The following is a 19591-nucleotide window of genomic DNA, read 5'->3' on the forward strand; positions in this document are numbered from 1 at the left end:
CTTCTTCCGAAGCAGAGGCGCATCAAAAATCTTCTTCTTAATGCTCGTTCTTTGAATTTCTCTCTTTTAAGAAATTTTCAAGGATCGTTGTCTATTGTTTAGTTATCAAGGTTCGTCTTTTTTCTCTGTCAAGCGACAGCTCATTTAGTTTATCACATCCGCTATCGTTTGTCAAGAACTTTTTTAATTTTTTTGAAGTTTTTTTCAAACTTCTTTTTACTTGGCTTCCTCTTGCGAGTCAGCTTGTATATATTACCATGTTGTTTTTTGTTTGTCAAGAGTGTTTTTTCATTTTTTTACATTTTTTTCTCTCACTTTTGACTCGCATCACAACCGCCCTATTTATCAGGCAGAAAATTCCTTTTCTTCCTATATATAAGTAAGGCGAACGGAGAAGGAGGGATTTGAACCCTCGCGCCGCTATCAACGACCTACTCCCTTTCCAGGGGAGCCCCTTCGGCCAGCTTGGGTACTTCTCCAAAATGTCCGTTATTCAATATACACTATTACCGGCGTCTTGTCCAGTACTCTTTTACATTTTTTTCATTTTCTTCCTCTCTCTGACACAAAGCACTTCAGAAAGCCAAAGAAAACGGACATAGAAACTGCCGCATGATGACATACAGCAGTTTGAACGGAGAGGGTGGGATTCGAACCCACGCGCCCTTGCGGACAAACGGTTTTCAAGACCGCCTCGTTATGACCACTTCGATACCTCTCCATATAACATTTAGTCTCGCTCTCAACTGAGCAATATGTATTCTATCACAGAACCCCTTTACCGTCAACCATTATTTTCATTTTTTTTAATAAACCACTATAACAGTTATTGTTCACGGAGACTAGTACAGCGTTGCATTAATTTTGAAGTAATAAGCGCTTGATGTCCATGTCAGGACAAGGCGGAGGAAGGAGGCGATGCCGGTAGCATCGTTGACTGACTCCAACGCAGTAATGGCATGGACAGCGAGTGATTACTACTCAATTATTAATGCAACGCTGTACTAGCACTCTGCTGCAGGGCATCTGGCCGGTAAAGCAGCGGTTTCAGGCATCACACCTTTTGAAATCTGCCTGATCACGCAATCTTGCTCTTGACAATATCGAGTATCGATAATATAATAAAATTATCGATACTCGATATTCAGTTCTAACAGATTACAGAGCAAGACTGCCGCGCCAGATGTAATCATGCGGAGAAAGGAGGATTTATAATATGAAGAAACGAATCATCTTTATTTCTTTCAATTACAGAGATTGTGACGCGTTTGCCGAATATTTGCATCAGCAGTCCCTTCTAGGATGGCATTTTAAAGAATTTCGGTTAGGAATGGTTTTTGAGCAGGGGAATCCGGCCGATATTCATTATATAGTAGAAGTTTTTCCGAAGGGAACCGAGACGGATACCCGGCCGGAGGCAAGCACGGAAGAGTATGCCGAATACTGCGAAGCCGCCGGGTGGAAGCTGATCGACAGCAGCAGGAAGTTCTGCGTCTTCCGCCAGACAGAGGCGGATGCGGTTCCCATCGTAACGCCGGAAGAGCGGTTTGCAAATATCCGGAAGGCAGAATGGCTTCTCTGGCTAGGCGGCGCGGTGCCTGTATTTCTGCTGTCAGCGGTCTATCTGTCTCAGATGATGACCGAAAGCTTCAGCGAATGGATTTTCAGCGCTCCATCGCTCCTGCTCTTTCTTTTCCTGCCTCTTTTATGCGCAGATAGGATCTTCGGAGGCATCTATCTCCTGTTCTGGTCTGTTACGAGGAAGAAAATGATAGCTGCCGGCAGCGCCCCCGTATATGGAAAAAAGAAACGCTTCCCCTTGAAGGCCGCTCGGTCCGTGATACTCTTCCTGGTTGTCGTGGCGGCTTATACCCATTTATACAGCCACAGAGAAAGCTGCCTGCTGTATCTGATTCCCCTATTGCTTATACTGATCATACGGATGCCTTTGGGCGCATTGATCTCATTCTGGAGGCCGTCCAGAAAGTATAACCAGCGCTTTCAGGACGCGGTCGTTTGGGTTGCCATCTTCTGCTCCACATTGATCACGGCCGTATGGATTCCGGGTGCTGTCACCGGCTCAGAGGCTATTCCTGAGAGCGCGGAGGGCTTTCCTCTGATCCAGGCCGACTACCGGCAGATGAACGGAGCGGTCACATGGACATATGCAGAACATAAGGAAAATTTGTTGGGAAGCGTCAGCCATTTCTATGTAGATTATAGTATAGAAAGTCCTGAACATCCGTATCTGCACAGTGATACCGCCTATGACAATCTCTGGTATACCATCTATCAGAGCCGCTTTTCCCGGATCCTGGATAGACTATGGGAGGATGAATTGTCCGTTCCAAAGGACTATCCCGTAAACCGGACCAACATATGGAATGCCGTATCAGCAGTGAGCTATACAAGCGAGCACGGCATCTGCACCGAGCTGGTACGCTGCCCGGACCAAATATGGATCATTCATACGGATAAGAGGCTCAATGACTGCCAGATCAGAAGCATCTGTGAAAAGATCCGTACTCCCGGAAACTCCTTGTACCCGGAAAGAACGTTTCCATGAGCGCTCCCATACAGAAGGCGGTGGACAGATTATGGCAAGAGAAGCATTTCAGACATTAACAGAACCTATGTATTATATTCTCCTGGCATTGACTGGGGAATGCTGCGGCGTGGATATCATGAATAAGGTAGAGGAGCTGTCGCACGGCAGGATCCGGGTCGGGCCGGGCACGTTGTATGCCATGCTGGCCCGATTTGAGCAGCACGATATCATCCGTCTGACTGCCGAGGACGGAAGGCGCAAATCCTATGTGATCACAGACACCGGCATCGATATGCTGACGAAGGAGTATGCCCGTTTGAAAACCATGGTTGAAGACGGCGCTCTTTATATGAAGGACTTTTTGTAATACTGCGAGGAGGGATTCTATCATGAAAAAACGTAAAATTGGTATCGCTTTCAATTACCGGAGCTGCGACGCTTTTGCAGAATATCTGCATGAGCAGTCGCTTCGGGGATGGCATTTTAAGGAATTTCGGCTGGGGATGGTATTCGAACAGGGGGACCCTGCCGACATTGATTATACGGTTGAGGTCTTTCCGAATGGAACGGAGATGGACACCCGGCCAGAAGCAAGTACGGAGGAATATGCCGAATATTGTGAAGCCGCCGGATGGAAGCTGATCGACAGCAGCAGGAAGTTCTGCGTCTTCCGTCGGACAAGGGAGGATGCGGCTCCGATCGTGGAGCCTGCAGAACGATTTGCAAATATCCGAAAAGCAGAATGGCTTCTCTGGCTGAGCGGCGCAGTACCTGTATTTCTGCTGACAGCCATTTACCTGGCCCAGCTGTTCACCTTGAATTTCAACAGATGGATCTTCAACAACCTGATGCTTCTTGTCCTTCTTTTCATGTCTCTTTCCAGTTTGGAGCGGATAACCGAGGGGATCCTTCTCCTCCATTGGTCTGTTACCAGAGGCAGAATGCTCAAGGAAGGCACTGTTCCGATCTATGGAAAAAGAAGCCTTTGGCCCTTTAAGACAGCCCTGTTCCCGATGCTCTTCCTGATCGCGGCAATATTTTTTTCTTATTATCAGAAGGAATATTCTCCGCTGTATGTGATACCGATCCTCACGCTGATACCGCTTCTGATCGTAACGGCACTGATCTCGTTTTTGCGTCCGTCCAGAAATGACAACTGGATCTATCAGATGGCGGCCGGCATATGCATTTTCTTCTACCTCACGGTCATCCTGACTGCAGTCGTCCTGGGCGCTGCCTCCGGCTCGGAAACAGCTTCGGACCATGTAAAGGATTTTCCCCTGGTTCAGGCAGACTACCGGCAGATGGACGGGATGATCATTTCGGGAAACGCAGACCGTATGAAAAGTGTACTGGGGAGTGCCAGCCATTTTTATGTAACATATGATACTGAAGCCTCTGAAACTTCCAGTACCTACAGTGAAGACACATCCGACAATCTTCAGTACACCATCTACCAGAGCCGCCATTCCTGGATCCTGGACCGGCTTTGGAGGGATGAAATGCCCAAGCAAAAGGATCTTCCCGAGGACAGGACCAGGGAATGGGACGCGGTGTCCGCAGTGAGACGAATCAATGGAAGCAATATTTACTGCGAGCTGATACGCTATACGGACAGAATCTGGATCATCAGCTCGGATGAAAGTCTGGAGGATGATCAGGTCAGAATCATCCACGAAAAACTGGAACATGTCTCATATTAAGGAGTATACAGCCGGGGAGCCGTATACTCCAGAACATCTGAATTTATGCGTCGGTTAGAGGCTCTTTAGAGCCGCCAGCCGTACAGGCGGCATTTTTTATAAAAAAGAGCGGATGCAGTACAGCGCGTAGATGCCAAGCAGGGTGATCCCCTGGATACGGGAGGATTTTTTCCGGATCAGGATCGGCACAAGCAGCACCGCCATGGCCCCGATGGCCAGCGGAATATCGACCAGAACGGTCTGCCGCTCCAACGGGATTCCCTGTACGGCAGCCGGAATCCCGATCACCAGCAGGAGATTGAGGATATTGGCGCCGATCACATTTCCAAGACCCACGTTGCCGTATCCTTTGATCAATGACGCAAGGGACGTCACCAGTTCCGGCAGTGAGGTTCCCAGTGCGATAAATGTCACGGCAATGACGCGCTGCGGTACTCCCAGTGTCTGCGCGATCAGAATCCCGTTATCCACCAGCAGGTTCGCCCCTACATAGAGCAGCGCGGCACAGGCGGCAAGAATCAAAAGCTGCTTTGGGATGGAAACCTCCTCTCCCCCTTCCGCCTCTTCCTCGCTCTCTTCATCGGAAGAAAGCCTGACATTCAGACAGGCATAGACAACAAATGCAGCCAGCAGCAGGATGCCGAACGTCCGTCCGTATGCGTTTTTCATCCCTCCGTAGATCTCCATCACCCCGATCACGAGGAAGAAAAAGAAGCTCCTCCATGCAAGAGAGGACGCTCCTACCCGCCCGGCGGGACGGATGGTCTGGCTCAGTCCGGCGATCAATGCGGTGTTGCATATAATAGAGCCAAATGCATTTCCGGCAGCGATCGCCGCAGAGCCGCCAAAGGCCGCAGTCGTAGATACCAGAATCTCCGGCAGCGTCGTTCCCAGGCTTACGATCGTGGCGCCCACCACAATCTGAGGAATCGCCATCTTTCTCGCAATGGCGGCCGCCGCGTCTACCAGCCGGTCGCCTGCAATACAGATCAAAGCCAACCCGATCACAAATAAAATTACTGTAGAAGTCATATCGTTCCCTTCTTTTTTGCAATTCCCAGTCGGAGCTTTGCGGCTGTGCGGCAGATTGATCTGACATTCAGTAGACAAGCCCGATCAAATCACGGAAATGCTCTGTCTTATGCTGTCTCATATATGCTTCAATCCCTTCCGCCACCTCGATCGTTGCCGACGGATTGTAAAAATTGGCCGTTCCGACGGATACTGCCGAGGCGCCGGCCAGGATAAACTCCAGCGCGTCCTCCCCGCAGGTGATCCCGCCCATCCCGATCAGCGGAACCTTCACGGCCTGAGCCGCCTCGTAGACCATACGGACCGCAATGGGCCGGATGGCAGGACCGGACACGCCTCCGGTCTTATTTGCCACGGCAAATGTCTGACGATGGATGTCGATCTTCATCCCTGTCAGCGTATTGATCAGGGAGATCACGTCTGCCCCGCCGGCCTCCACGGCCTTTGCCATCTCCGCGATGCTGGTCACATTGGGGCTGAGCTTCATAATGACCGGCTGCTTCGCGTGCTTTTTCACTTCTCGCGTAATGTGCTCCGCCGACTTCGGATCCTGTCCGAACGCAATCCCGCCCTCCTTCACATTGGGGCAGGAAATGTTGATCTCCAGCAGATCCACCGGCTCCTCTGCCAGCCGTTCCACCACCTCCAGATAATCCTCTGTCGTCTTTCCGCACACATTGACAATGATCTTTGTGTCAAATTTTTTCAAAAACGGGATATCCCGTCTGCAGAAAACCTCAATCCCTGGATTCTGCAGACCGATAGCGTTCATCATACCACCGTAGGTCTCCGCGATACGTGGAACCGGATTGCCGGGCCAGGGCGCATTTGCCACGCCTTTTGTGACCACGGCCCCCAGCCGGTTCAGATCCACAAACTCACTGTATTCCTCTCCGGAGCCGAAGGTGCCTGAAGCGGTCATGACCGGATTTTTCAATTCCACCCCGGCCAGACTGACGGTAGTATCCAGATCAAAGTTTTTCGTGTTCATCAGATCTCCACCTCCGTACTTAAGAATACCGGCCCGTCCTTGCAGACCCGTTTGTTATGTACCTGGCTGTGCTCGTCGATCTCCGGCGTCCGGCAGATACAGGCAAGGCAGGCTCCCACTCCGCAGGCCATCCGCTCCTCCATAGATACATAGCATACAATGTGATTTTCTTCGGCATACTGCTTGACAGCACGAAGCATAGGTGCTGGTCCGCAGGCATAGATCACCTCTGCGTCCAGCCCGTTTGCCGCAATTGCGTCCATCACATTTCCTGGTGTGCCGGCACTGCCGTCCTCGGTAGCGATAAACAGGCTTCCGTTCTTTTGGAACTCTTCTGTCAGAAACTGCTCATCCCGATATCCCATCACAAGATGCTTCTCGGCATCCAGCTGCTTTGCCAGCTCCAGCATGGGTGGCACGCCGATACCTCCGCCGATCAGGAATACCTTTTTTCCGATTCCCGGCTCCAGCGGAAATCCATTTCCCAAAGGGCCGAGGATCTCAACGAAATCCCCTGGCTGCAGGCGGGAAAGCTGCTCCGTACCCGTCCCCTTACCGGTCACACGGAACACCACCCGGAGCTGCTTCCGCTCCCGGTCAATCTCGCACAGGCTGATGGGTCTGGGCAAAATCTTGCTCCGATCCTCCGTATACATGGAGATGAACTGCCCCGGCACCGCAAGCCCGGCGATCTCCTCCGTGCGGATCCACATGCTGTATATATCCCGGGCAATCTGCTCCCGCAATACGACTGCCGCCTTTTCCTTTCGTTTACAAGACATGGTTTTTCTCCTTTTTCTGTAAAGTTCGTTACATATTGGTCCTGGCCGCGCATGACTCTGTCCAGCACTTCCTCATCCCGGCCATACAGCCGGGATATCGTTATTTCTGATTCAGTGCGCTTTGGATGTCCGCTTTCATGGCTTCCACCGCTGCCCGGGACGCCTCTCCGAAATGCTCTGGACCGAACTGTGCGTAAGCATCCTGCTTGTAAGCCGCAATGATGCCCCGGGAAGAATTGACGATAGCGCCCAGACCGTCCTCATTGAAAAAATGTGCCAGATCCTTGCCCTGACCTCCCTGCGCGCCGTAGCCCGGCACCAGGATATATGCCTTCGGCATCACCTTGCGCATCACTTTTCCGATCTCCGGATAGGTCGCGCCGACCACGGCGCCCACATAGCTGTAGCTGTCTCCCATACACTGCGCGCCCCATTCGGCTACCATCTCCCCTACATGCTCATAGAGCGGACGGTTCTCGATCCGCCGGTCCTGGAACTCCCCGCTGGACGGGTTGGAGGTCTTTACAAGGACAAAGATTCCCTTCTTCTCCTCCTGGCAGACCTTAATGAACGGATTGATCCCGTCGGAGCCCAGATAGGGATTGACCGTGGCAAAGTCTTCATCAAAGGGGACATATTCCCTGCTTCCCACCCGGACCTTCCCCAGGTGCCCGATGGCGTAGGCCGCGGAGGTGGAACCGATATCCCCCCGCTTGATGTCGCCGATGACTATCAGATCCTTTGACTTGCAGTATTCTACCGTCTTTTGAAATGCTGCCAGCCCCGGCACGCCGAACTGCTCATACATGGCAATCTGGGGCTTGACCGCCGGAACCAGATCGCAGACATGGTCCACGATCTCCTTGTTGAACTGCCAGATCGCCTCTGCCGCTCCTTCCAGAGTCTCCCCGTATTGCGCAAATGCCTTCTGCTGTACATGCTCCGGCACATACGCCAGCATGGGATCCAGCCCGACTACGATCGGAGCCTCCGTTTTTTTGATCTTTTCTACCAGTTTGTTGATCATCGTTCTTTTCCTCCTGAATCTCATAATGATGTCTTTATTGATCAAGCCTGCCCGCAGGCAGAATCTGCTTCTAAATATGAAGGTTCTTCCCCATCTCTTCTCTGAATTCCCTGCCCTTAAACAGCACCAGTCCGGCCAGGAACAGCAGGCAGAAGCCCGCTCCCAGAAGACTCGGAAGCTTTAGCGAGACCGCGCCGGCCAGGACCAGGATCAGCGGGAGCAAAAAGCCGTACCCTGCCGCCATGACAAGATAGATCATGCATTCCCGGAGAGGGTACTTCTGTATATAGGAAATGACCATCATGGAGCACAGCACTCCGATGCTGAGCCCCGGCAGCACAAAGTCCACCGACCAGCCGTGCCACCCCGTCAGCAGATCCCAGACGATGCACCCCACCGTCACCAGCGCCAGCTGCCACATGGTATTTTTCAGCAGATTGTGCCTCTTGAAAAATCCAATGGTTGACGCCAGCCACATGCTGGCGATCCCGCCTGCCGTAAACAGAGTCCAAGGCACCTTCGGACGATGGTTCCAGTGAAGGGAGAACATCAGAAGGACCGCCGCCAGACACAGCAGACAAAATCCCTTATATACCTTCATTTCCAGCTCTCCCGGCACAGCAGGCTCGGGAAAGTCTGGCTCCACCTGTTCCGAATGGATCCCCTGCTCCCGGAGGATCCGGTAAAAATTGCGCTGGATATTTTCCGTGTCAAACCGGGACGTAAAGCCCAGCGAAAGCTTGTCCCCGAAGGAGCAGATGCACAGCTCCAGCTTCGGAGTGCTGGTATAGATGCCGAAGCGGTCAATATATTCCGCATACGCTTCCGGCATGGAAACCGCGCTCATATTGGAAAACACCGCCGTCACATTTTTCTCCGCAATCTTCGCCCCGGCCTGGATACACAGGTTTTTCAGTTCCAGGGGCGCAAGGCGCAGGATGGGGTTCATCTCCAGGGCAAGGAGTTCGCTCATATGCGTCTCCATCTTCTCCTTGGTCAGCTCCTGACGAAACTGCTCCCGCACCTGCTCCAGCACGGCTTCAAAGGAGCCGTCCCAGTTCCGGTAATCATATCCCGGCTCGATCCAGCCGAAAAAGTTGAGCATGGAATCGGAAGGGAAAAACTTCCGCAGGTTCACCGGAACCATCAGCACCACCGGCCATTTTTCCTGCTGCCGCGTCATTTCCTCATGAATGGCGCTAAGCAGCGCCGCGGTCAAGAATACGGTCATGGAGACTCCCTGCCTGCGGGAATGCTCCAATACCTCCCGGACGGACAAGATCCGCTCATGCACCCGGAGCCGTCCGTTTTCCTTCTGCGTTTTCTTCAGTTGGTACGCACGGCTCTTCCTTCTCTTCGGCCTGCGCGCCTCTTCGGAATAATATTTGACAAAGCTGTCATTCTCCTGATCCTGTACGGTCATGTCCTCCGGATGCAGGCTTATGTCCTCCAGGCCCTCGCCGCTGTGCGCCAGATACAGATAATCCTTGACCAGCTCCTTCAAAAATTCGGTTGCGCCTGTCCCGTCCGTCAGGACATGGAACACTTCAAAATTAATCCTTTTCTTATAATAAGTCACCTCAAACAGCAGGGACTTCTTGTCGCGGATATAGATCCGGCTGCAGGGCTCCTTGTATTCCTCCCGGACTACCGGGTGAAGATTGCTTTTTTCCAGATAATGCCAGAACAGCCCCTTTCGGAGCACCGAACGGAACAGCGGATAGGTCTCCAGGGCACGTTCCAGCGCCGCTTCCAGCAGATCCGGGCGGACCTCCTCCTTTAATTCACAGTAAAAACGGAATACCCGGGTGTTCTGCTTATTGCTTGCCGCTGAAAAGAGCTTTGCCGCGTTGTCCAGCCGCCGCCAGTGTCCCCACTTCTGCTTCACGGTCATTTCCTCCTAAAAACTCATTGATATATTGGAAGCTTTCCCGCACATGCAGGTGCTTAATCCCCAGCGCGAAAAATCCGTGCAGCGCGCCCTCGATGCGCTTCACCCGCACCTGATTTCCCGCTTCTGAAAGCCGTTTTCCATAGGCCTCCCCTTCGTCCCGGAGAGGGTCATACTCTGCCGTCAGGATCAGTGTGTCCGGCTGGTCATGCAGATCCTCCGCCAGGTAGGGCGCAAAGTAAGGATTCTGCCTGTCCGCCTCGCTTCCGGCATAGAGATCCAGATAATCCCGCATCTTCCCCGCAGTCAGCAGGTAATCCGTCCCGTTCTCCTGAACCGACGGGAAGGGGGAATTTTCCGAATAGTCGTTGTAGGTGGCCGGGTAGACCAGGATCTGCCGCCTGGGCAGAAATTCTCCACGGTCCCGCGCCAGCAGGGACAATGCCGCCGCCAGATTGCCGCCTGCGCTGTCTCCGATCAGAGTCACATTCCCGGGATCCACATTGAGAAGGAACTGCCGGGAAAAAATGGCTTTCGCCGCGGCGTAGCAGTCCTCCAGCCCGGCCGGGAACTTATGCTCCGGGGCCAGCCGGTATTCCACCGCTACGACAAAGTGGTTGGTCGCATTGGCCAGGCGGGCGCAGATCCGCTCGTAATTGTCAATGCTCTCCGTCACCCAGCCGCCTCCGTGCAGGAAGAGCAGGATTTTTTCCGGATCCGCCTGGTTTTTCTCGTAGGCCCGCTCGCTGGGGAAAAAAATCCGCACCGGAACCTGATGGGCGCCGTTGTAGATCTTCTGGTCGATGGTCCGGTAGAAGATCTTCAAGGGGTCCAGTTTTTTCAGATCTGCCAGATGACGGGAGGCCTCCACCTCGATTCCGTCAAAGGACAGTGCTTTTAATATTTTTTTTGCTGTGTTGTTGATCACATGATACCTCTCTCAAACTTTTTCTTACTTCTTTTTCACCAAATTTTTCAGTATAAGAATCCATATCCAAAACCAGCATATTTACAAAACCTCCCGGTTTCGGAATCACATTTTCCAACGGGTTCGCAAAAGGAGCTTCCCTTCCATCCTCCAATTCATCCAGCCCCCATCCGGATGCTGCATCCATAGCCCTGAGGATTGCTTCCGCTTTTAAAAATCATCGCCAAACGGGTACTCCTCAAATTCTTCCATCAGCTCCCGTTCCACCTCTTCTTCATATTGTTCCAGCGTTTTCTTCATCTGCTTCGCAGTCTTTTGATCCCCTTTTTCCTCGTACAGACGCACTGCCGCACGGTAGATCAGTTCCGTATCCTCCGTACATTCGTCTTCTTTTGAAATATACTTCTGTACTACCTCTTCTGCCCCGGTATATTCATTAGCGTCGATTCTGGCATAGATCAACGCTGCGGCTAAAGGCTGGGATTCGGTATTCTGCCTGTGCCACTTCTCACAAAGTGCGACAGCCTCCTCCGTTTTTCCCTGGGCGGACAGTGCCGAAGACATTTCAAACACAAAATCCTCCGGCAGCTGCTCTTTCCAGGCAAATAATCCAATGACCTTTTCACAGACCTCGCAGCATTTTTCATGCAGATTCCGCATCCTCAGCTCATCCAGATAATCCATCAGCCAATCGTCTACGCCGTATTCAAAATCTGTCTGTTCCTCTACCTCATAAAATTCTCCCGCAAAATCAGGATTCCTGCTCCGTGTCTCCTCAATCGCACCAACCAGGGCATCAAACGCCTGATGCCACTGCGTCATGTCTGTCCTCCCCATACCTATATTGATATAACAGTCTGTGGATAAACGCCCAAAATCTTTCCATCGTTTCTTCATAATCTATCTCCCTCGTATCTCTTCTATGATTTTCTCTTTGCAGTCCGGCCGAAAGCATCCTGTTCCGCCGTGTCTTGTTCCATTATAACAGAAGTCGAATCAGAATCCTATCATTTCTTTTACACATTTATCATTTGCTATGATCTATGGTTACTGTTCACACCCTCACCGGGTGCTCACAGCAACGAATCCGGCCTATTAAAAGTTGCCTTACGGCAAGAGGCCGGATTCCAGCCCCGGTACTATACTGCCTGTGACCGTGCAGTGTAGTGCACGGCCCAGGAGTGAACAGTAACGATCTATGGTTACAGTTCACGGCCCAACCGGCCGCAAACTGTAACGCATCCAGCCCATCACCGGCAGTCTTTCCACATACGTGATACTAAAAAAGGGGGCTTTCCGCCCCCCGTCTTGATTCACGGTTCTTTATGATTCGTTCACCAGCTCTTTCACAGATACCCTGTGGATGGCCTTTACGACCGCGCATGTACCCAGAGCCATACAGACCGGAAGCAGACACATGCTGACCAGCATTCCCGCCGCCGAATTTGAAAACGGAAATTTTACAAGCCCCAGTCCCTTTGCATAAGGTGTGAGCAGTTCCGGTACGAAAAGTACTCCTGCGGCAATTCCCAGGCAGCTTCCGAAAAGTGCGGCCAGGCAGTTCCGCCGCAGATAGATCTTTAAAATCTGCCAGGACGTCATTCCGACGGCTTTTAAATATCCGACCAATTTCTGCTCCCGCCGGATCAGTAAAGCAGTCAGATTCATCGTGATCAGAACCGTGATCGTCAGCAGCACTGTCAGGACCAACGTGACCGCAGGCACCAGAACCCCCGTGATATGCTCTCCGTTGGATTTGGCGGCGATAAAGGAAAACCTTCCGTCATACCGTTCGGTCAGCTCCTTTGCATAGTTCCATTTATCACAGTCCTTTGCGAGTACCAGCATATAATCTCCGCTGATGCCGTCTGCTTCTACGGATCGGTCCAGATCCTCCGTGACCATCCGTATGACATTCCCGTAATTGGAAAGTGTGCGGAAGATGCCGGTGATTTCAAATTCCTTCTTTTCCCCGTTTACATACAATTCTATGCTTTCCCCGACCTCAAACCCGTATCTCTGAGCCAGCGCCGTCCCCACGCTGATCTCATCCTCCTTCTGCGGCCTCCTGCCGTACAGGGACTGGTCCTCTATTTTTTCATTCCACGGCAGTTCATAAAGCTCCGTTACCATGCTTTGCCAGGTCTCTTCCTGGTCCGGCTTATATTGGGAATAAATTTTATTGACCCCGTAGACATATTCGACCTCCGGAGCTTTTTCCAGGTCCTCTGTGACCGTACTTACCGGTGTACCGTCCAGGGAAGTCACATAGATATCTGTCTTTAAAATCCCCCATGCTTCCGGCTCCCGGTCGATATGTCTGACGGCATTCAGGCAGCCGAAGCAGACCACGGCCATACAGCCCAGTATCAGGGACACTGCCGCGATATATACATACCCTGCTTTTTTATTCTGCATGCCCCTGACCGCATAATACCATTCAAAAGAGCACCGGCTGCAGCAAAATCGATTTTTGGGCGCCATCCGGACCCGCCCTCTGGTCTGCCATGTCCCGCTTCGGATGGCATGTGAAACATTGCAGGTCCGGATCTGAAATACCGCACAGAGGCAGATCAGCAGGACCGCCGCCAATACAGTCAGACACACGCCTGCCTGATACGTACCCGTCCTGATCGCAAATGCCGAATAAATCCCTACATTTCCAAGGATCTGTTCCAGAATCCTGTGGTTCAGCCAGCCTCCCAGGATGCTCCCTGCCGCTGCCCCTGCAAAGCCTGTCACGCCGTAGCAGACAAGATATGCGCCTGTGATCTGCATTTCGGTCATGCCTAATGACCGGTAGATCCCGATCGTCCTGATATCCTCGTCCATGTCACTTTTTACCAGAAACAGGGTCAGAACAAGGATCACCCCGGCCAGGATCACGCTGACAAGACAGAGAAGATTTCCCAGCATCTGCCATGCGGAGGTATAGCCGCTTTTGATCTTATCATATGTATACAGCGTATCGCCCAGCGGCATTTGAAAGTAACTTTCCGCGTCACGGATAAAGCGCTGCTCCGCCTGCCGGCTGTATTCCCGGAAGCGGGCTTCCAGGTAGCTGATCCTGCGGTTGTCAGCCGACGGAAAATCCGAAAGCCTGCCAAAACCGCACCACATCCGATACACGTTCGTATTGCTGCTTCCAAAAACAGGATCTGCAACGATCCTTGCGACCTTCGCCTTCACGGACTGGTCTGCCGACTGCAGCGAGATCTCGTCCCCCACCTTCACATTCAGGATATTCGCGATCTTGGGCGTGATCCAGATCTCATCCTTTTGGGGCATCTCAATCTCTGTTCCCTCCAGGATTTTAGGGGAAAGCATATCCCGGCCGATGGTTTCGGGCAGCTCCAGCAGGATACCATTGCCAAGCCTGACACCGTCCTTTTCCATGTATTCCACGGGTTTTGTATTTTCCGTGATCTGATACGCAAGGTCTTGCGGCGAATCCTCCAGATACTGTCTGACACGGTCAGAGGAAACCATCCCGTGGCTCCACAGGCCGCAAAGCTGCGCCCCTTCCATTCCCTCATAAGCCCGGTCAAATACTGGATTTAACTCTGTTAGTAAGATCAGCGCGTTCACGAGCAGCGCCGCGGTAAACAGAATACAGATCCCCAGCAGCAGGCCCGGAAGCTTTTTTCTTCTCAGCTTTGCAAGGCCGCACATGAATATTGTCTTCACCATTACCACCCTCTCTCCTGCAGAAAATGTATCAGCTTCTCTTCTCTGTCCTCTATTGTGTGAAATGCATCCGTCCCGGCAGTATCCGGGCCGGAATCCGGATGCATCTCTGCTCCGTTTGGAATGTGCTCCGTAAAATCCAGCTCTCCCTCTACGTGTCCATCCTCAATATAAAGCACCCTTTTTCCTCTGGCGGCCACCCGGATATCATGTGTGACCAGGATGATGGTCTGCCCGCCCTTGTTCAATTCCTCCAGCAGGTCCATCACAAGCTCCGTCTGTGCCGAGTTCAGGCTTCCGGTGGGCTCGTCGCAGAGCAAAAGCGGCGGGAGATTTGCGACGGAACGCAGGATCGCCGTCCTCTGCTGCTGTCCCCCCGACAGCTGGGAAGGATATTTTCTGACATGCTCTTTCAGTCCGAACCTCCCGCACAGATTCATGATCTTGTCCTTCTTGAATGCGTTTTCTTTCCTGTTCCTGTCAAGCATCAGGGGCAGCATGATATTTTCATAAACCGTGAGATCCGGGATCAGGCATTGCTGCTGGAACACGAGCCCGATGTTGGCACGCCGGAACATAGTCTTTTCTTTTTCATTCATACGCGCAAGATCTGCGGGCCGATTCCCGCCGGACAGCCCGTGTCTCTTGCTCCTGCGGGATGGGCCTATTTCGTCCGGCAAGGTATACCCAAGGGCACACCTGAACACATGCCCTGCGGGCCGGCGGACTTCGTCCGGTAAGGTATATTTTATTGAGCCTTCACTGCAGGTATCAATTCCTGCGATCAGGTGGAGTATACTGGTTTTTCCCGAGCCGGAAGCCCCCATGATGATCACAAATTCCCCTTCATCCACGTCAAGGCTCACATGGTCAACCACTTTGCTTTCCGCCGTTCCTTCTACATACTTTTTTGTCAGGTCTCTGACCTCCAATACGGTTCCCATTCTGTTGTCTGTCCTCCTTCAATTCTGTTCGCCAAGATTATTTCCATCTGCATAGTTGGATGCTCTAAAGAGCCTCCAACCATACAGGCGGGATTATTTTTTCAGCAGCATATGCTTCATCTGAAACAGCAGGATCGCATAAACGGTTTCTTCTACTGCCACATAAACGAATGTCAAAGTAATCTGCGCAAGGGCAGGAGCAATCATGGCGCCCCACTGTTCCGTATAATTCAGCATCGAGAAGATTCCGATGGATGACGTAATCCCACCGATCGTAAGTGTCAGGACAGCCGCATATTTTACAGCCTGCACCGCCGTCTGGATGTCCTTTTCCGGCAATGCCTTTCTGGAAGCGCATATTTTCCATGCGTTGAAATAGTGGTGGATCCAGCCGAAGGTCGATAAGAGCAGGCATTTGATCCCTGACAGATAGAGCAGCGTCGGCAGATCGAAAATGTCGGTGAATCTTCGAAGCGAGGAGCTTACCATGCTCAAAAATGCAACGGCAATACATAAAAAGCCGATGATCGTACCCACCCTGCTGCTCTTCCTCTTTTTGTCCATTTCATTTAATTCCCCAACCAGATTGACCAGATTGCTTTCTGATCTTTTCAGATATTCTTCCGTGGAAAACTCTTCTCCGGCGAGCAGCTCATTGACATCAATCTCCAGCGCCTGGCTCAGCTTCAGAAGCATCGACGCATCCGGTATCCGGCTGCCTGTTTCCCACTTCGAGATGGTCTTATCCGTCACATCGATCTGCTCCGCCAATTGCTTCTGCGACCATCCCTGCTTCTTTCTCCTGTATGCGATAAACTTTCCTATTTTGATCTGATCCATAATCTTCGCCCCCTAATTCGGTAAATATCTGATTGGCTGACGGGCCTGCCGTTTCATCAACTAGTTGTACACTCGCTGCGTAGCATCGTGCAAACGGCAATGCCTGACACACTCATAGTATGTAGCATGCGGCTTCTCAGTTCAACCCCCAAATGGGAGAATCGCTCTCCGATATGGAGATTATGCCTAATTGTGCGCTGCATTTGACTGATCAGTTCATGCATGATATGATTACTTTTAACAAAGCTTCCAAAAAACAGAAGAAGGAGAACATGGTACAATCATTTGAAACTGCTTTTAAAGTTTTTTAGGTGAAAATCATATTGAAATTTATGATGAAGCGCATAGTATAGACGAAGATCGCTTTATCACAATTGGATTGGTAGAAGAAATTTTGTTCGTTGTATATTCAGTGCGCCATCCAAAAATCAGATTGATTTCCGCACATCTGGCAACCCTCAAAGAGCGTATATTATGGTAACGTATGAATTGAAAAAAGACGCAAAATTAACTGACAGTGAACGAGAGGCTTTAAAAAAAGCGAAAAGCATGCCTGTCATTTATGATGATGACTCTCTGGAAATGACGCCCCGTTTCCTTTCTTTGGCGGTATCTGATTCACTCAAATAGATTCTTTCAATCTTTATCCCCTTTACGGTAAAGACTTGTTTGCTTTTCGATTATATTTCTCAATTCATCAGCATAGCTATTGTCAGCAATCTCTTTATAATCAGGCAGCTCTTCATCCCCTGTTTCGGCAATGATTGAAGATTCATCCACCCATAACGTAATCTGTACATATGATATGCCCGCCTGCGGATCGCCGATCATTATGACCGCATCCGCGAACTGTTCCGTGATTTTCGGTTTTTCAATTGATCTGGCCTGCAGTAAGGAAAAGAGCACGGTATTCCTATCCTTTTTTCCGTTAAAGGTTTTGATTTTTGATAATTAACCGCTGCGGAATCATCCTCACCTTTTACAGGAACGCCTATCAATATTTCGTAATCTGATTTTTGAGATTCGTAGATAAAATACGCATTGCTTATGATCAAAACAGTCACAAGAATAGCTGACAGTATTTTTTTATTTTCATGCTGCAATCCCTCCCTATGGCTTATCGTGAAAAGTCATTTCCTCTGCATGAATCAAGGGATTCCAGGTTCTGCCAAATCCCCTACATTTATAAAAACCGCATCCCTGCTCATTCTGCCCATCGGGATATCCTTATCCTGATAGTCCAGCAGGACAACCTCATCCGACTCCTTGTCATAAACCAGCTTTGTTTTTGACAGGGTATCCTGGGCGGTCAGTCTGTAGATGATATCCTCTTTGCCTGTTCCTGGCAGGAGCGGCTCGAAGGTTCCCTTTTCAAGGATCTCTAATTGCCGATAGATCGTATATCGGCCGTCAGTCTGTAGGACAAGGTACAGGCTGTCCGGCAAGGGCCCGTTCCCTGTGCTGTAGGTTCCCCATGGATGATGCGGCATCGGCGCAAAATGTATGACATAAAAGACCATTGTCATACCCATGGCTATAAGAAGCAGAGGCATCCATATCCATTTTCTTGTTTTTTTCATGATCTCATCTCCTTCCGATAAGAATAGCTTCCATTTTTTCTCCGGCTTATTTATTTTTTTCTAAGAGTCTCTTTCCTTTTCAAAATCCACTTTTTTTCTGTTTTTCACATAATTCATTCCCAGCCTGATCAATACCGGAAACAAAATCAAACACGGAGTCAAATCATAAGAAAATACCTTAATAAATCTCCAGTACAGATCCATCTTCGCATACTCTGTGATCAGCTCCATGACCGATCTGAAAATCCAATAGCCGGTGAACTGTGTCAGCCAGAAAATCTCATGCAGCCGTAAATACTCGGCAGCACAGATGCGGTTTGCGATCAGCAGAATTGCGGCAATGATCATAAAGCCAAAGCACAAATACACAAACCCATAAGATAGCAGTTCATTGGTCCGGCTCATCTGCGTTTGGCTGACCCCTTTCGCTATCAGCCGATAGATTGCCAAAAACAGTGCTGTCAGGTGCGTAAGAAGTGTAACCATTGCATAAATGAACGTTATTATTTTGATGCGTTTTAGAATTTTCATCTTGATCTCCTTTTCGATACTCCCCGCGCCCCGTATGGTATATAGGACGGTTATGAGCACAGTGAAATGAACGACTGGTTACGAATAATCCAATGATAAAATGATCTGCGACAATTCCAAGAACAAGGTTGTTATGTTTATTTTAACACGGCTGTGGATTTTATACAATGAGGAATGAAGCGATTTTCATATATATATTTCTCAGAATGTTACTGTTCACACCCTGACCGGGTGCTCACAGTAACGGCATCCAGCCCATTAAAAAAGGTCACTGTTTTTATAAGACACTTCACTCTATCCTCCTTGTACTATGTTTTGAGAACTTCAAACCGCATAAAATAAGGCTTTACCGGCTATTTGTGTGCTACAAGTGTGTTACGAAAAGCCATTTTAACCTATTTTTGAACACTTACAGACACTTTCTTTAATCCCACATTAATTTATATTCCAACACATGGCTTAACAATTTTCTTGGTTCAACATTAAACTGCTTTGCTAATTCCTGTATTCTCTCATCCAGCAAATGAATATTTTCTTCCTCACATCTACGAATATCCGCTTCCTCATGCAACAAAAATTCTGAAATACCATTGGGCTCTGCCCCAAGTTTCTCAAATAATCTTTGACTTGGATAATTTTCAGCATCAATTCTTACACGAAATTCCGACACATTCAGACGATTCTTTATTTCATCTAACATAACGCTAATCGCTCTATATCCAATTCCTTTGTGTTTCCACTTATTCAAAATTTCTATCGCTATCTCCCATTGTTCATGCGCAGTATTCTTTATACCACAATATCCGGCATATTCATTATCCACGATTACCGAAAACATTAATGCTTTATACTCTATATGTTCATTCCATAACATATTACGATAGGCTTCTACTTTCATCATTGACTTAACTATATTATTTTCCTTTTGCAATTCAATAAATTTATTCCAAATAATACTTTTTGTTGCTATTATTGTCAACAGAAAATGGTATAATTTAATTAATAATACTCAAACTTCGCACATAGATTTAACCTATGCACCTTGAAAATTCAATACCTGGCAGTTATTCAGTTATCTTAATTCCTCTGCTATGCTGCTTGAAGCTG

20 protein-coding genes and 2 tRNA genes are annotated in these 19591 nt (G+C 49.8%); 5 read left to right on the plus strand and 17 right to left on the minus strand.

The annotated features are described in order from the left end of the window. Nucleotides 1–389 precede the first annotated feature (389 nt). Both ACTOY7_RS19585 and ACTOY7_RS19590 read right to left on the minus strand, forming a co-directional pair. A tRNA-Ser gene (locus tag ACTOY7_RS19585) sits at nucleotides 390–479 on the minus strand. Between the two features lie 156 nt (nucleotides 480–635). Next, nucleotides 636–721: transfer RNA gene (locus ACTOY7_RS19590), tRNA-Ser, on the minus strand. A gap of 495 nt (nucleotides 722–1216) precedes the next feature. Here ACTOY7_RS19590 and ACTOY7_RS19595 point away from each other — a divergent pair. Genes ACTOY7_RS19595 through ACTOY7_RS19605 form a run of 3 tightly spaced genes read left to right on the plus strand, consistent with a single transcriptional unit; the run spans nucleotide 1217 to nucleotide 4251 of the window. Then, nucleotides 1217–2566, plus strand: a complete 1350-nt coding sequence (locus tag ACTOY7_RS19595) for a DUF2812 domain-containing protein (RefSeq protein ID WP_482671534.1) — start codon at nucleotides 1217–1219, stop codon at nucleotides 2564–2566. 31 nt (nucleotides 2567–2597) lie between these two features. Then, nucleotides 2598–2915, plus strand: coding sequence for a PadR family transcriptional regulator (locus tag ACTOY7_RS19600; RefSeq protein WP_160284500.1), 318 nt, complete (start codon nucleotides 2598–2600; stop codon nucleotides 2913–2915). 22 nt (nucleotides 2916–2937) lie between these two features. Further along, nucleotides 2938–4251 carry a DUF2812 domain-containing protein gene (locus tag ACTOY7_RS19605; protein ID WP_160284499.1) on the plus strand — a complete coding sequence of 438 codons (1314 nt, stop codon included), beginning with the start codon at nucleotides 2938–2940 and terminating at the stop codon, nucleotides 4249–4251. Between the two features lie 96 nt (nucleotides 4252–4347). On the opposite strand, the gene ACTOY7_RS19610 is transcribed toward ACTOY7_RS19605, so the two are convergent. The 11 genes from ACTOY7_RS19610 to ACTOY7_RS19660 all read right to left on the minus strand — a co-directional run bounded on the left by ACTOY7_RS19610 (nucleotide 4348) and on the right by ACTOY7_RS19660 (nucleotide 16373). After that, complete coding sequence (locus ACTOY7_RS19610) at nucleotides 4348–5283, minus strand: calcium/sodium antiporter (RefSeq protein WP_482671535.1); 936 nt, start codon at nucleotides 5281–5283, stop codon at nucleotides 4348–4350. A gap of 67 nt (nucleotides 5284–5350) precedes the next feature. After that, nucleotides 5351–6274 (minus strand): dihydroorotate dehydrogenase, encoded by a 924-nt coding sequence (locus ACTOY7_RS19615; RefSeq protein WP_160284497.1) that lies wholly within the window; start codon nucleotides 6272–6274, stop codon nucleotides 5351–5353. Next, complete coding sequence (locus ACTOY7_RS19620; RefSeq protein WP_482671536.1) at nucleotides 6274–7056, minus strand: dihydroorotate dehydrogenase electron transfer subunit; 783 nt, start codon at nucleotides 7054–7056, stop codon at nucleotides 6274–6276. The genes ACTOY7_RS19615 and ACTOY7_RS19620 overlap by 1 nt, the downstream gene beginning before the upstream one ends. 100 nt (nucleotides 7057–7156) lie before the next feature. Beyond that, complete coding sequence (pyrF, locus tag ACTOY7_RS19625) at nucleotides 7157–8083, minus strand: orotidine-5'-phosphate decarboxylase (RefSeq protein WP_160284495.1); 927 nt, start codon at nucleotides 8081–8083, stop codon at nucleotides 7157–7159. 70 nt (nucleotides 8084–8153) lie between these two features. Further along, nucleotides 8154–9971 carry a DUF6320 domain-containing protein gene (locus ACTOY7_RS19630; protein WP_482672552.1) on the minus strand — a complete coding sequence of 606 codons (1818 nt, stop codon included), beginning with the start codon at nucleotides 9969–9971 and terminating at the stop codon, nucleotides 8154–8156. Then, nucleotides 9901–10902 carry an alpha/beta hydrolase gene (locus ACTOY7_RS19635; protein WP_160284493.1) on the minus strand — a complete coding sequence of 334 codons (1002 nt, stop codon included), beginning with the start codon at nucleotides 10900–10902 and terminating at the stop codon, nucleotides 9901–9903. The genes ACTOY7_RS19630 and ACTOY7_RS19635 overlap by 71 nt, the downstream gene beginning before the upstream one ends. Next, nucleotides 10856–11089 carry a hypothetical protein gene (locus ACTOY7_RS19640; protein WP_482671537.1) on the minus strand — a complete coding sequence of 78 codons (234 nt, stop codon included), beginning with the start codon at nucleotides 11087–11089 and terminating at the stop codon, nucleotides 10856–10858. The genes ACTOY7_RS19635 and ACTOY7_RS19640 overlap by 47 nt, the downstream gene beginning before the upstream one ends. Before the next feature lie 23 nt (nucleotides 11090–11112). Further along, nucleotides 11113–11799, minus strand: coding sequence for a tetratricopeptide repeat protein (locus ACTOY7_RS19645; RefSeq protein WP_482671538.1), 687 nt, complete (start codon nucleotides 11797–11799; stop codon nucleotides 11113–11115). Between the two features lie 426 nt (nucleotides 11800–12225). Next, a complete protein-coding gene (locus ACTOY7_RS19650) occupies nucleotides 12226–14592 on the minus strand; it encodes an ABC transporter permease (RefSeq protein WP_482671539.1) in 2367 nt (788 codons plus the stop codon). Continuing rightward, complete coding sequence (locus tag ACTOY7_RS19655; RefSeq protein ID WP_482671540.1) at nucleotides 14592–15533, minus strand: ABC transporter ATP-binding protein; 942 nt, start codon at nucleotides 15531–15533, stop codon at nucleotides 14592–14594. The genes ACTOY7_RS19650 and ACTOY7_RS19655 overlap by 1 nt, the downstream gene beginning before the upstream one ends. A 93-nt stretch (nucleotides 15534–15626) precedes the next feature. Further along, nucleotides 15627–16373: a helix-turn-helix domain-containing protein gene (locus tag ACTOY7_RS19660; protein ID WP_482671541.1), complete on the minus strand. Its 747-nt coding sequence runs from the start codon at nucleotides 16371–16373 to the stop codon at nucleotides 15627–15629. Between the two features lie 349 nt (nucleotides 16374–16722). Between ACTOY7_RS19660 and ACTOY7_RS19665 the strand changes: the two genes are divergently transcribed. Beyond that, nucleotides 16723–16854, plus strand: a complete 132-nt coding sequence (locus tag ACTOY7_RS19665; protein ID WP_482671542.1) for a BrnT family toxin — start codon at nucleotides 16723–16725, stop codon at nucleotides 16852–16854. Further along, entirely contained in the window at nucleotides 16848–17003 is a 156-nt protein-coding gene (locus ACTOY7_RS19670; RefSeq protein ID WP_160284488.1) for a hypothetical protein, read from the plus strand. Before ACTOY7_RS19665 ends, ACTOY7_RS19670 begins: the two co-directional genes overlap by 7 nt. A 6-nt stretch (nucleotides 17004–17009) precedes the next feature. Here the strand turns inward: ACTOY7_RS19670 and ACTOY7_RS19675 are convergent, their stop codons facing one another. The 4 genes from ACTOY7_RS19675 to ACTOY7_RS19690 all read right to left on the minus strand — a co-directional run bounded on the left by ACTOY7_RS19675 (nucleotide 17010) and on the right by ACTOY7_RS19690 (nucleotide 19385). Next, the gene (locus ACTOY7_RS19675; protein ID WP_160284487.1) at nucleotides 17010–17204 is read right to left on the minus strand and encodes a hypothetical protein; all 195 of its coding nucleotides are present in this window, start codon (nucleotides 17202–17204) and stop codon (nucleotides 17010–17012) included. A gap of 317 nt (nucleotides 17205–17521) precedes the next feature. Next, nucleotides 17522–17953 (minus strand): hypothetical protein, encoded by a 432-nt coding sequence (locus ACTOY7_RS19680; protein WP_160284485.1) that lies wholly within the window; start codon nucleotides 17951–17953, stop codon nucleotides 17522–17524. Nucleotides 17954–18013: 60 nt separating this feature from the next. Continuing rightward, nucleotides 18014–18484, minus strand: a complete 471-nt coding sequence (locus ACTOY7_RS19685) for a hypothetical protein (protein ID WP_160284484.1) — start codon at nucleotides 18482–18484, stop codon at nucleotides 18014–18016. Between the two features lie 424 nt (nucleotides 18485–18908). Further along, nucleotides 18909–19385: a GNAT family N-acetyltransferase gene (locus ACTOY7_RS19690; RefSeq protein ID WP_482672553.1), complete on the minus strand. Its 477-nt coding sequence runs from the start codon at nucleotides 19383–19385 to the stop codon at nucleotides 18909–18911. Nucleotides 19386–19591 lie beyond the last annotated feature (206 nt).

The sequence above is a fragment of the Schaedlerella sp. genome, from assembly GCF_056796775.1.